The following is a 12,249-nucleotide window of genomic DNA, read 5'->3' as shown; positions in this document are numbered from 1 at the left end:
ACTGTCGGGCCCGCACCGGTGAAGGGTGCGGGCCCGATGTGCGCCGGGAAACCCGCGAGCGAGATCCGCTGCTTCCCTGGAGCTCCTACCCCGCGAGCATTGACTTCAGCCGCGCCGCACCCGATTCCGCGAGCCAGTCGTCCAAAGTGCGCAAACCCGGATGGATTTCGCGGACCGCGGCGATATCGGCGTTCCAGCCGCGCCCTACCCGCGACTGCCGCCACACATTGCCGATCTCGGGACCGAGCGCATCGGCGTCGGCTTCGCTGACCGGCTCGTACCGCACGGGGAGGCCGATGGCCGCCGAGATCGCCTCGGCCGCCGCCGGGAAGGTGCGCGCGTCACCCGCCAAATCCAGTGTCAGGCCATGGAATCGGTCCGGATCCGCGAAGGCCAGCACCGCGATATCGGCGATATCGGCCACCGCGATCACCTGAATCGGGCGATCCGCCGGGAAGGCGTGCACATGCAGGCCACCCGGGCGGATACCGTCCAGCGCCGCACCGCGCACCAGGTAGTTCTCCATGAACCGCACCGGACGCAGCACCGTCCACCGCATGCCGCTCGCGGTCACCGCCGCCTCGATGCGCTGCTTACCGTTGAAACCCGTGAACCGCGACTGATCCTCGAATTGTGCGACACCGGTGAAGACGAAGTGATCGACACCGGCCTTCTCCGCCGCGGAGACCAGGTTCTCGCCGCGCGTGGCCTCCAGCTCGATATCCCAGCCCGCCGGACTGTACGTCGCCGGTGGCACCGCGAAAACGCCGCGCACCCCCGCGACCGCCGCATCGATACTGGCGCCGTCGTCGAAGTCACCCACCACGAGTTCGGCTCCGGCCCCGGCCAATTCGCGCGCCCCCGCCGACTCGGGATCGCGCACCAGCGCCCGCACCGACCGCCCCGCCGCCAGCAGCGCCCGCGCCGTCGCACCGCCCTGCTGGCCGGTAGCGCCGGTGACCAGAATGGTTTCGTTCCGAGAGGACATGCTCACCCTGTCTGTTCGATAGCATGAATCCGGGTCGATCAACCCGCATTCCGGACGCTACGGGCGGCCCGGCCCGATTCGCCAGGCACGGAAGGACGCGCGTAACGAAATGAATGCCCGCACACCCCAACCGGATTCGGTGCCGAGCCGCGCGCCTCGGGCTGCCCGCCCGACCGCCGCGGCGGGAGTCGCCGCCGGGAACCGGCCACCGGCCGATCAGTTCGCCGACCCGGCCGCCCGCGCCGACGCCCGGCGTAATCGCGTCCTCGTTCTCGCCGCCGCGCAGCGCGCGTTCGCCGAGCGCGGCACAGCCGTCTCCCTGGCGGAGATCGCCCGGCGTGCCGGTGTCGGCGCGGGCACGGTGCACCGGCATTTCCCCACCAAGAACGACCTCCTGCAGGCGGTCCTGCAACAGCGCGTCGACCGGCTCACCGAGTTGGCCCTGCACTGCCGGGAATCCGGCGACCCGGAAGCCGGGTTCTTCGACTTCTGCGCCGAGGTGGTCACCTCCACCCCCGCCAACAAGGCCCTGTGCGACGTCTTCGAATCCGATGACGGCTGGCCGCGTTCGGCCATGCACGGATCCGGCGCGCGCTTCCATCACGCGGTGGCGGACCTGCTCGCCACGGCACAACGGCAGGGCGCGGTCCGGCCGGACCTCACCCTGGCCGACGTGCTCGACATCTTCACCGGATGCGTTGCCATGCAGCGGAGTTCGCGCGGCCGCAAGGCCATGTCCCGCCCGGTCACCCTCCTGCTCGACGCCATGCGCGCCGAGGGCGCGAAAGCCGCCGTAACGAAACTCGGGTCCGGTCCGCTCCGGCATAACGAAACACCGCGGCGTAACGAAACCATCGCTACACGATGCCCCGTCTGCGCCGCGCCCGTACCGCAGACCGGCAACGGCAGACCCGCCCGCTACTGCTCGGCGGCATGTCGGCAGAAGGCGCATCGGCAGCGCAATACGACTGTGGCCGGAGCGGTCTCGACCGGCCGCTGAGCATCTCGATCCGTCGTCAGGTGGTCGTGCGGTCGGTGGGTGTGGCGAGGTGGCGGTAGAGGGTCGCGCGGGAGACGCCGTAGGCGGCGGCGATGGCGTCGATCGACCGGGTGCCGGAATCTCGCATGCGGCGGGCGGATTCGATCATGTCGGGGGTCATGGCGGTGGGGCGGCCCCGGCCGGTGGTCGGTGCCGGGGAGCGCGGAGCGGCGTGTGGGCGTGGGGTTCGCGGGGGGCGGGGTGGTTGCCGGGCGGTGCTTTCCAGGGGATTCGGGGGGCGAGGAGGCGGCGGGCTCCGGCCAGGTCCGCTTCGCGGAGTTCGGTTCGCGGGGTGGTCGGCGAAGATGATGATCGGGTCGCTGAGGGCCGCGTAGACCTGGGCGGCGTGGATGCGGGCCGTGAGGTCGGGGGCAGGGCCTGCGATGAGGGCTTGGGCGGACAGGGCCAGGTCGCGCAGGCGGGTGAAGGTGCAAGATGTGCGGCGCATCAAGAACGACCAGCACAGCGCGGGGGTAGAGATCATGCGCGGCGACCTCGTCGCCCTGCTGCGCGAACTCGTCGGCGACGCAGCCGAATACCGCTTCGCGGACAGCATCACCGCCCTGGACCAGGATCACACCGGCGTCACCGTCACCTTCGAGCACGCGCCCGCACAACGCTTCGACCTGGTGATCGGCGCGGACGGGGCTGCACTCCGGCGTCCGGCGCTCGTCTTCGGCGAATCACGGGAATTCGTCCGGCATCTCGGCCACTACTTCGCCTTCGCCGCCGCCGATCCGGCGCTCGGCGCGGACAGCAGCATGACCATGTTCAACACGCCCGGTCGTATGGCGGGCGTCTACCGCTCACAGCACCATGCGGAAGCCAAGGCGTACTCCATGTTCCGCGGCCAGGAACTCGAATTCGACCATCGTGAACCCGAATTCGCGCACCAACTGCTGCGGCGGGAGTTCGGCCGGGAAACCTCGTGGCGCGTACCGGAACTACTCGCCGGAGCCCTGGCCGATCCCGACCTCTACGTCGACGCGCTCGCCCAGGTGCACCTGACCTCGTGGGCGCGCGGCCGGGTGTGGCCCTCGTCGGCGACGCGGGCTACTGCGGCTCCCCGGTATCCGGTGCCGGAGCCGAACTGTCACTCGTCGGCGCGTACCTGCTCGCGGCCGAACTGGCCGCGGCGCACGGCGACCATCGGCGCGCCTTCGCCGAATACGACCGGGCACTACGGCCACTGGTCGACCACAAACAGCGGGTGGGACCGAACCTGCGCCTGCTGGTGCCCAGAACGCGCCTCGGCCTCGCCGCCCGCAACACCATCACGCGCCTGCCCCTGCTCGAATCCCTGGCCGGGCTGGAACGAATCATGGCCCCCACGAAGACCATCACCCTGCCCGCACCGCCGGCACCCGCCGCGACAGGGCCCTCCGCACCGCCCGGCGAGGCTAACGCCCGACGGTGAGCGATGCGGAATCGGCACGGTCGGCAGGAGGTGTCCCGGGTAGCGGCCGCTGCCAACGGTTTTCGGTACGGCGGCACCGGACGACGCGCGCGAAGTAGGCTCACAGCGTGTTGTGGGTGTCTGCGATCGCTTTCGGGGTGGCGTGGTGGCTGGGGTTGTATCTGCTCGCACGGGATTCGCGAAAGCCCGTGCTGTTCCGGGCCGGAACCGGACTGCTGGCGTATGCGGTGGCGGTGGTCGGCGATGCGCTGGCCGTGGACGCGCACTGGTTCGACGGGGTGCGGATCGTGCTGGTGTGCCTGCCCGCCATCGCCTGGACCGGGGTGTTCGTGCGACTGCTGCCGGAACGGTTCATCGAACGCGGTGACCGGGTGTGGCGACTCGGACTGGTACCGGTGTGCGCGGTCCTGGCCATGCCCGCCGCGGCCGGACTGTTGCCCGCCGGATACCTGCTCGGGGCGCTCGCGGTGACCGCCCTGCTGGTGACCATGCTGGCGGTGATGCTGCGCTACGACTTCGCGGTCGGCGTGCACCGCTCCGCGGTCGGGCTGCTCACGGTCGGCGCGCTCATGTTCGGGCTGAGCGCCTCGCTGATCCTGGTCGGGTTCAACGCGCTGCCACGCACCAGCATGCTGTCGGCCGTCGCGGTCGACCTGGTGCTGCTCGGCATCGGCATCGCGGTGCTCGACGCCTTCGAGGAGGGCGAGGCGCTGCGCGCGGATATGGTGCGCTCCCTACTGGTTTCGGCCGTCACCGGCGTGGTGTTCGGCGGGCAGGCGGCGGTGGCCATCGTGCTCGCGGGGGAGCGGACCGCACTCGTCGCCCTGCTGTTCGGCTCCGTCGCGGCGGCCATCGCCATGCAGGTGCTCAACGCGCCGCTCCAGGCGAGCGTGGACCGGCTGGCCTTCGCCTCCCCGCAGCTGCGGCAGGAGCGCAGCGAACTGCGCGCCGCGGCCGAGGCCCTGCCGCGCAAGGACACCGACACCGGGCTGGCCGCCCTCGGCGAGGACGAATTCGCGCGCCTCACCCGGCGCGCGCTCAGCCACTACGCGGATCTGGGCAAGCTGGTCTCCAGTCCGCTCATCGATCTGCCCGATATCGACATCCGGCTCGCCGGCCGCGACACCACCGGCCCGCTCGATCGCGCCACCGAGCTCAAGGCGCTGCTGAGCGAGAACATCAATCAGCTCAAGCCGCGCACCGGAGAGGATTTCGGCACCAGCGAGGAGTGGCGGCACTACAACTCGGTGTACTTCTACTACGTCGTCGGCATCCGGCCCTACAGCGTGCGCACCAAACGCACCGACCTCGACCCGGTCTCGCGGCGCGCGCTGGCCTGGTTCGTCGATCAGGTGCCCGAGCGAACCCTGCACAACTGGCAGAACGCGGCAGCGCGCATCATCGCCGCCCAGCTGCGATCCGGCATCGATTCACTGCCGTCCTGATGCGATGAAACGGCGCTGACCTGCGGCTGGCAGTAAACGGCAGCTCTTGGGATGGTTCCGGCAGTGCGGTGGCGGCCACTGTCGAAGCAGCACCACCGAACCTGATCGGAAGGACCCGATTCCCATGACCGCCACGGCCACCACCCCCGCCTCCCGCCGCATCCTCGGCATGACCCCGCTGCGCTTCGTCTACGAGGCCGACGCCATCCTCACCTTCACCAGCGGCCTGCTCATCACCGTCCTGGCCGGGGTGCTGGACGGCCCCCTCGGTCTGGACACCTGGGTGCTGCTCGCCACCGGAATCTTCTTCATGGTCTACGCGGTCGGCGTCTTCGTGGTCGCCACCCGGCCCGAATTCCCGCGCCGCCCGGCGGCCGTCATCGCCGGTCTCAATGCCTTCTGGACGGTCGACAGCCTGATCACCCTGGCCGCGGGCTGGCTCGAACCCACCACCCTCGGTGCGGCGGGCATCATCTTCATCGCCGCCTTCACCGCGACCGTCTCGGCCCTGCAGTTCTACCTGCTGCGCACCGAACGCTGAAGCACCACAGCACGATGCCGCCCGGAGGTCTCCGGGCGGCATCGAAGTCGTTGGGGGACAGGGCGGTCGGCCGACCGCCCCGGGAATGCGAACGAATGCCGCTCGGACGGCGCGGATTACAGCAGGTCGCTCACGTCGTCGGGGACGTCGACGGCGTATTTGCGCAACGTGTCCATCGGGACCACCTCGAGGGCGTTCTCATGGGTGGCGGCCAGCACGACGGGCGCCGCGACGCCGTCCTCATGGGCGTGCAGCCAGCGCACGGCCACCACACACCAGCGGTCGCCGGGTTGCAGGCCGGGGAAGTTGTTCTCGGGACGCGGGGTGATGAGGTCGTTGCCGATCGACTTCTGATGCTCCAGGAACTCCGCGGTCACGACAGTGCACACCGTGTGGCTGCCCAGATCTTCGGGCCCGGTGCTACAGCAGCCGTCCCGGTAGAAGCCGGTGAGAGGATCGGTGCCACACTCCTCCAGCGGTCCCCCAAGCACATTTCGATCGGTCACGTCGCCGATCCTATTGTCTCGGTGTCGCATTCGCCGCTCCTTCCGCACTGTGGTGCGTTGTCGAGCAGACCGGTCGGTCCTCACCCGGTTCCGGCCATGATTCGGGGGACACGGATCGGCGTGTCCATAGCCGCTATACACCGGATTGTGGTAAGTGACACTCCTCCGCAACCCGTCGGTAGGTGCGTGAATCAGGCAACTGCGCACTCTCTGACAGGATGAGCGTGTGAATGGACAAGCTTGGATCCTCATTGCCGCGATCGCAGCGGTGCTGCTGGTGGCGTTCGTTTCCGGATTCGTCCTCTACAAGCGCCGCCGCATCTCACTGACTCCGCCGCCGGAGAGCAAGGAGCTCACCGAGCAGAAGGACCGGTCGGGCGGCTATACCGCATCCAGCGGATTCAGCTTCAGCGAAGGCAGCGGCACCGCCACCCTGCCCAAACCCAAACCCGAACCGGCGCCCGCGCCGAAGCCGGAACCGGTGCTCGAGCGCACCGACGACGAGGGCCAGCCGCACGTCGGCGACGACGCCGCCATCCCGCGCGATGCGGGCAAGCGCACCATCACCGACGTCAAACTGCCCGAACCTGTCCAGGGCCCTGAGCCCGCGCCCGCCGCCGAGGCTCCCGAAGCCGAGGCCGCCGAGGCCGAGACTCCGGCCGCCGAGACCGTGGCGTCCGAGACGGTCGTCGTCGAGCCGGAGCCCGTGGTCGCCGAGCCCGAGCCCGTGGCCGTCGAGCCGGAACCCGTGGTCGCCGAGCCCGTGGCGGTCGCGCCCGAGCCCGTGGTCGCCGAGCCCGAACCCGCTACTCCGGTCGTCCCGGACATCGAGCCCACCGCCGGTCGCCTGACCAAGCTCCGCGGCCGGCTGTCCCGCTCGCAGAACGCCGTCGGCAAATCGCTGCTCGGCCTGCTCGGCGGTGGCGACCTCGACGAGGACTCCTGGGAGGAGATCGAGGACACCCTCGTGATGGCCGACCTCGGCACCGCGAGCACCGCGGCCGTGGTCGAGCGCCTGCGCGAGGAGATGGCCTCGCGCAGTGTCCGCACCGCCGAGGACGCCCGGAATGTGCTGCGCGACGTGTTGATCGAGGCGCTGCGCCCGGAACTCGATCGTTCCATCCGCGCGCTGCCGCACGCCGGACATCCGGCCGTGCTGCTCGTCGTCGGCGTGAACGGCACCGGAAAGACCACCACCACCGGCAAACTCGCGCGCGTGCTGGTCGCCGACGGCCGTCGCGTGCTGCTCGGCGCGGCCGACACCTTCCGCGCCGCCGCGGCCGATCAGCTGCAGACCTGGGGTGAGCGGGTCGGCGCGGAAACCGTGCGCGGCAAGGAAGCCGCTGATCCGGCGGCTGTCGCCTTCGACGCGGTGAGCGCGGGCATCGATCGGGGCGTGGATGTGGTCCTCGTGGACACCGCGGGCCGCCTGCACACCAAGACCGGTCTCATGGACGAGCTGGGCAAGGTGAAGCGCGTCGTGGAGAAGAAGGCCGAAGTCGACGAGGTGCTGCTGGTACTCGACGCCACCGTCGGACAGAACGGTCTGATGCAGGCCCGAGTTTTCGCCGAAGTCGTCGATATCACCGGAGTTGCTCTGACAAAGCTGGACGGAACTGCCAAGGGCGGCATTGTTTTCCAGGTGCAGCATGAACTAGGCGTTCCGGTGAAACTGGTTGGTTTGGGAGAAGGTGCGGATGATCTAGCGCCATTCGAGCCCGGAGCCTTTGTCGACGCACTCCTCGGATAACCACCTCTCACCTGCGCCGATTGCGGAAAACAACATCATCCTCACAATGTTCTCGTAACAGAAGTGCGGTTTCGGAAACGCACCCGAAACAGTGCAAACTCATCCGTTCACCTGAGTGAAACGCCGCAGGCTCACGGATGAAACACCAACTGAGGAACCTCATTGCAGGCTCGTTCGCCGGTAGCGGCAGGGCTCGAGATGAGGAGGAAATTGCGGTGGATTTTCCCGTAATCGGCGCACCTGACGCCGGCGACACCGCATGGATGCTGACCAGTTCAGCACTCGTGCTTTTGATGACACCCGGTCTGGCGTTCTTCTACGGCGGCATGGTCCGCTCCAAGAATGTGCTGAACATGATCATGATGAGCATCAGCGCGATGGGCGTGGTCGGCGTCCTCTGGGCGCTGTACGGCTTCTCGATCGCGTTCGGTGACGACAAGGGCAACCTGTTCGGAGACCCTGCCCAGTACTTCGGCCTGAAGGGCATCTTCGGTGGTGCCTACACGGCGACCACCGACGATGCCGGTGTCGTGACACCGGCGAGCATCCCAGTGGCCGGTGGTATCCCGCTGACGGTGTTCGTGGCCTTCCAGGCCATGTTCGCGATCATCACGGTCGCCCTCATCTCGGGTGCGGTCGCCGACCGCCTGAAGTTCGGTTCCTGGCTGCTGTTCGCTGGCGTCTGGGCGACCGTCGTCTACTTCCCTGTCGCGCACTGGGTCTTCGCCTTCGACGGCATCACCGGCGAGACCGGCGGCTGGATCGCCAACAAGCTCAAGGCCATCGACTTCGCAGGCGGCACGGCCGTGCACATCAACGCCGGTATCGCGGCGCTGGTCCTGGTACTCGTGCTCGGCAAGCGCAAGGGCTGGCCGCAGACTCCCATGCGCCCGCACAACCTGCCGTTCGTCATGCTCGGCGCGGGCCTGCTGTGGTTCGGCTGGTTCGGCTTCAACGCCGGTTCCGCGGTCGGCTCCAACGGCATCGCCGGCGCCACCTTCCTCACCACGGTCATCGCCACCGCCGCCGCCATGCTGGCCTGGCTCTTCGTGGAGAAGATCCGCGACGGCCACGCCACCTCCCTCGGCGCGGCCTCGGGCATCGTGGCCGGTCTGGTCGCCATCACCCCGGCCTGTAACTCGGTGAACGTGGTCGGTTCGCTGGCCATCGGCGTTGTCGCGGGTGCGCTGTGCGCCCTGGCGGTCGGCCTGAAGTTCAAGTTCGGTTTCGACGACTCGCTCGACGTGGTCGGCGTCCACCTGGTCGGCGGTATCGTCGGCACCCTGATGGTCGGCCTGGTCGCCGCGCCCGAGGCTCCGGCCGCCGTGAAGGGTCTGTTCTACGGTGGCGGCGCGGATCAGCTGATCAAGCAGGCGGCGGGAGCCGGTGCGGTACTTGCCTTCTCGGGTATCGCGACCCTCATCATCGCCCTCGCCATCAAGTACACCATCGGCCTCCGGGCGGACGAAGAAGCCGAGTTCGTGGGCTTGGACGAGTCCGAGCACGCGGAAACGGCATACGATTTCGCTGCTGTGGGTGGATCGGCACGGACCGCCCTCGTCAAGGAGGCATGACGCATGAAATTGGTTACCGCAATCGTCAAACCGTTCACGCTCGAGGACGTCAAGTCCGGGCTGGAGCAGGCGGGCGTGCTCGGCATGACCGTCAGCGAGGTCCAGGGCTACGGACGCCAGAAGGGCCACACCGAGGTGTACCGAGGTGCGGAGTACTCCGTGGACTTCGTCCCGAAGGTCCGGGTCGAGGTGGTCGTGGACGACGCCTCCGTCGAGAAGGTCGTCGAGGTGATCGTGGAGGCCGCCCGCACCGGCAAGATCGGTGACGGCAAGGTCTGGGTCACCCCGGTCGAGGCCGTCATCCGGGTTCGCACCGGCGAGCGCGGATCGGACGCCCTGTAAAGGGCTACTGACACGCGGCGGCCCCGCACCCACCGGACCAGGACCGGCGGGGACGGGGCCGCCCCCGTGTTCGCGACACGCTCGGAAAGTCCAGGCGCCGGATCGGATTCGGCGCCGCCAGGTTCCCGCCGCAGCCGGAACCGAACGAATTGAATGAGATTGGTGGTGGGTTGTGGGATTCCAGCAACGCGACGAGAAGATCTCCAACGGCGAGAAGGTCTCCAATGGTGCATCGGATCTGGTCCGGGCCCGCAACCAGCTGATAGCCGAGCACAACGCCAACGGACGGGCCTCACGGCTCGAATCCGAGGCGCTGCGCCAGGCGCTCGTGGACCTCTACGAGCTGTGGCTGACCACCAAGGGCCACGAGGTCGGCATCACCGCCGACTCCGGGCTCGCCATCGTCGCCGTGGGCGGGCTGGGCCGCCGCGAGATGCTGCCCTACTCCGATCTGGATCTGGTGCTGCTCTACGACGACGTCGACCCGCAGCAGGTGGCCGAGGTCGCCGACCAGCTCTGGTATCCGCTGTGGGACGCCCACATCAAACTCGATCACAGCGTGCGCACGGTGCCCCAGGCGCTGCGCGTCGCCTCCGACGATCTCACCGCCGCCCTCGGCATGCTGGAGGCCCGCCACATCGTCGGCGACGAAGGGCTCAGCAACCTGCTCATCAGCGGTGTGCGCCGGGACTGGCGAGCCGGAATCCGTTCCCGCTTCGACGAACTCATCGCCCAGGCCGAAACCCGATGGCGGCGCAACGGCGAGATCGCGCACCGCGCCGAACCCGATCTGAAGGCCGGACGCGGCGGCCTGCGCGATATCCAGCTGCTCGACGCCCTCGCCATCGCACAGCTGACCGACGCCATGCCGGGGCTCGGTCCGGACGTGCCCGGCGGCGGGCTGAAGCAGGCGCATCGCCGGCTGCTGGACGTGCGCACCGAACTGCATCGCGTGGCCGGACGCGCACGGGATCAGCTGCGCGCCCAGGACGCCGACGAGATCGGGGCGGCGCTGCGCATCGGCGACCGCTTCGATCTGGCCCGCACGCTGAGCGACGCCGCGCGCACGGTCAGCTATTCGGTGGACGTCGGGCTGCGGACCGCCGCCAACGCGCTGCCGCGGCGCGGGCTCGCGCGACTGCGCCGCGTCCCGGTGCGCCGACCACTCGATGAGGGGGTGGTCGAGCATTCCGGTGAGGTGGTGCTGGCTCGTGACGCCCGCCCGCAGCGCGATCCCGGCCTGATCCTGCGGGTGGCCGCGGCCTCGGCGCAGACCGGATTGCCCATGTCCGCGACGACCTTGAACCGGCTCTCGGAGGACGCGCCCGAACTGCGCGAGCCGTGGCCCAAGGAGGCGCTCAACGATCTGCTGGTGCTGCTGGGCGCGGGCCGCGGCACCATCGACGCCATCGAGGCGCTGGATCGAACCGGCCTGTGGGGCAGGCTGTTCCCGGAATGGGGCGTGGTGCGCGATCTGCCGCCGCGCGACGCCATGCACACCTGGACCGTGGACCGCCATCTCATGGAGGCGGTGGCGCAGTCCAGTGCGCTGTCCACCCGGGTCGCCCGCCCGGACCTGCTGCTCATCGGCGCGCTGCTGCACGATATCGGCAAGGGGCGCACGGAGGATCACAGTGTGGTCGGTGCGGAGCTGGCCACCTCGATCGGGCGGCGGCTGGGGCTGTGGCCCTCGGATGTGAAGACGCTGTCGGCCATGGTGCGCCACCATCTGCTGCTGCCGGATACCGCGACGCGCCGCGACCTCGCCGATCCGGACACGGTGAAGGCGGTGATCGACGCCCTCGACGGTGACCCGCAGCTGCTGGAACTGCTGCACGCGCTGGCCGAAGCCGATTCCCTCGCAACGGGTCCCGGCGTCTGGAACGACTGGAAGGCCTCGCTCATCGGAGATCTGGTGCGCCGCTGCCGGATCGCCATGGCCGGTGACGAACTGCCCGAGCCCGAACCGATTCCGGACGAACTGCGGGCGCGCGCCGAGGCCGGGGGCGTGCATGTGGAGCTGCGGCACGGCGAGGGCCGCTACACCCATATCGTCACCGTGGTCGCTCCCGACACCCCGGGCCTGCTCTCCGAGGCGGCGGGGGTGCTGGCCCTGCATTCGCTGCGGGTGCTGTCCGCGGATCTGGTGAGCGTCGGGAAATCCGCCATCGACACCTTCACCGTGGTGCCGCGTTTCGGAAATCCGCCGGATCCGGGTCTGCTGCGGCAGGAATTGATCCGCGCCATCAACGGCGATCTGAATCTGACCTCGGTGCTGGCCAAGAAGGAACGCGAGGCGGGCGGCACGCAGCCGAGTCCATTCGCGCAGTCGCAGCCGCGGGTGATCTGGTACGAAACGGCCGAGCCGGGCCGGGTGCTGCTGGAATTGCGGGCCGAGGATCGGCTCGGATTGCTCAGCCGGTTGGCGAAAGCGCTGTCCGATTCCGGGGTGAATGTCTCCTGGGCGAAAGTCATGACCATGGGCGCTGCGGTCATCGACGCCTTCTCGCTGGATCTGGGCGCTTCCGACACACCGCAGCGACGCGCCGAAATCGAAGCGGCGCTGCTCGCGGTGGTTCCGCCGCAACAACCGAAGAAAACTCCTGAATCGGACACGGAAAACGGATCAACCAGGGTTTTCTGACCG

The 12,249-nt window shown here is 69.0% G+C and carries 11 protein-coding genes; 8 read left to right on the top strand and 3 right to left on the bottom strand.

The annotated features are described in order from the left end of the window. Positions 1-85 precede the first annotated feature (85 nt). Complete coding sequence (locus tag JK358_RS32385; protein ID WP_201954986.1) at positions 86-988, bottom strand: NmrA/HSCARG family protein; 903 nt, start codon at positions 986-988, stop codon at positions 86-88. A gap of 109 nt (positions 989-1,097) precedes the next feature. On the opposite strand from JK358_RS32385, the gene JK358_RS32380 reads away from it, so the two are divergent. After that, a complete protein-coding gene (locus tag JK358_RS32380; RefSeq protein ID WP_201954985.1) occupies positions 1,098-1,988 on the top strand; it encodes a TetR/AcrR family transcriptional regulator in 891 nt (296 codons plus the stop codon). A 16-nt stretch (positions 1,989-2,004) separates the two neighbouring features. On the opposite strand, the gene JK358_RS32375 is transcribed toward JK358_RS32380, so the two are convergent. After that, positions 2,005-2,475, bottom strand: coding sequence for a helix-turn-helix domain-containing protein (locus JK358_RS32375; protein WP_232852262.1), 471 nt, complete (start codon positions 2,473-2,475; stop codon positions 2,005-2,007). Here JK358_RS32375 and JK358_RS32370 point away from each other — a divergent pair. The 3 genes from JK358_RS32370 to JK358_RS32360 all read left to right on the top strand — a co-directional run bounded on the left by JK358_RS32370 (position 2,465) and on the right by JK358_RS32360 (position 5,430). Next, complete coding sequence (locus tag JK358_RS32370) at positions 2,465-3,487, top strand: Rossmann-fold NAD(P)-binding domain-containing protein (protein WP_201955082.1); 1,023 nt, start codon at positions 2,465-2,467, stop codon at positions 3,485-3,487. The genes JK358_RS32375 and JK358_RS32370 overlap by 11 nt on opposite strands. Before the next feature lie 73 nt (positions 3,488-3,560). Continuing rightward, positions 3,561-4,889 (top strand): hypothetical protein, encoded by a 1,329-nt coding sequence (locus JK358_RS32365; protein WP_307817841.1) that lies wholly within the window; start codon positions 3,561-3,563, stop codon positions 4,887-4,889. A 124-nt stretch (positions 4,890-5,013) separates the two neighbouring features. Beyond that, complete coding sequence (locus tag JK358_RS32360) at positions 5,014-5,430, top strand: hypothetical protein (RefSeq protein WP_201954982.1); 417 nt, start codon at positions 5,014-5,016, stop codon at positions 5,428-5,430. A gap of 116 nt (positions 5,431-5,546) precedes the next feature. On the opposite strand, the gene JK358_RS32355 is transcribed toward JK358_RS32360, so the two are convergent. Further along, the gene (locus tag JK358_RS32355) at positions 5,547-5,936 is read right to left on the bottom strand and encodes a DUF2237 family protein (RefSeq protein WP_181581079.1); all 390 of its coding nucleotides are present in this window, start codon (positions 5,934-5,936) and stop codon (positions 5,547-5,549) included. A gap of 226 nt (positions 5,937-6,162) precedes the next feature. Between JK358_RS32355 and ftsY the strand changes: the two genes are divergently transcribed. The 4 genes from ftsY to JK358_RS32335 all read left to right on the top strand — a co-directional run bounded on the left by ftsY (position 6,163) and on the right by JK358_RS32335 (position 12,246). Further along, a complete protein-coding gene (ftsY, locus tag JK358_RS32350) occupies positions 6,163-7,686 on the top strand; it encodes a signal recognition particle-docking protein FtsY (RefSeq protein WP_201954981.1) in 1,524 nt (507 codons plus the stop codon). A gap of 215 nt (positions 7,687-7,901) precedes the next feature. Further along, positions 7,902-9,260: an ammonium transporter gene (locus JK358_RS32345; protein ID WP_201954980.1), complete on the top strand. Its 1,359-nt coding sequence runs from the start codon at positions 7,902-7,904 to the stop codon at positions 9,258-9,260. A 3-nt stretch (positions 9,261-9,263) separates the two neighbouring features. After that, positions 9,264-9,602: a P-II family nitrogen regulator gene (locus JK358_RS32340; protein ID WP_067711303.1), complete on the top strand. Its 339-nt coding sequence runs from the start codon at positions 9,264-9,266 to the stop codon at positions 9,600-9,602. 172 nt (positions 9,603-9,774) lie between these two features. Further along, positions 9,775-12,246: a [protein-PII] uridylyltransferase gene (locus JK358_RS32335; RefSeq protein ID WP_201954979.1), complete on the top strand. Its 2,472-nt coding sequence runs from the start codon at positions 9,775-9,777 to the stop codon at positions 12,244-12,246. The last annotated feature ends 3 nt before the right edge of the window (positions 12,247-12,249 follow it).

It is taken from the genome of Nocardia acididurans (assembly GCF_016741815.1).
GTDB lineage: Bacteria > Actinomycetota > Actinomycetes > Mycobacteriales > Mycobacteriaceae > Nocardia > Nocardia acididurans.
The sequence above is the reverse complement of the archived record's forward strand: the minus strand, read 5'-3'. Positions and strand labels throughout refer to the sequence as shown.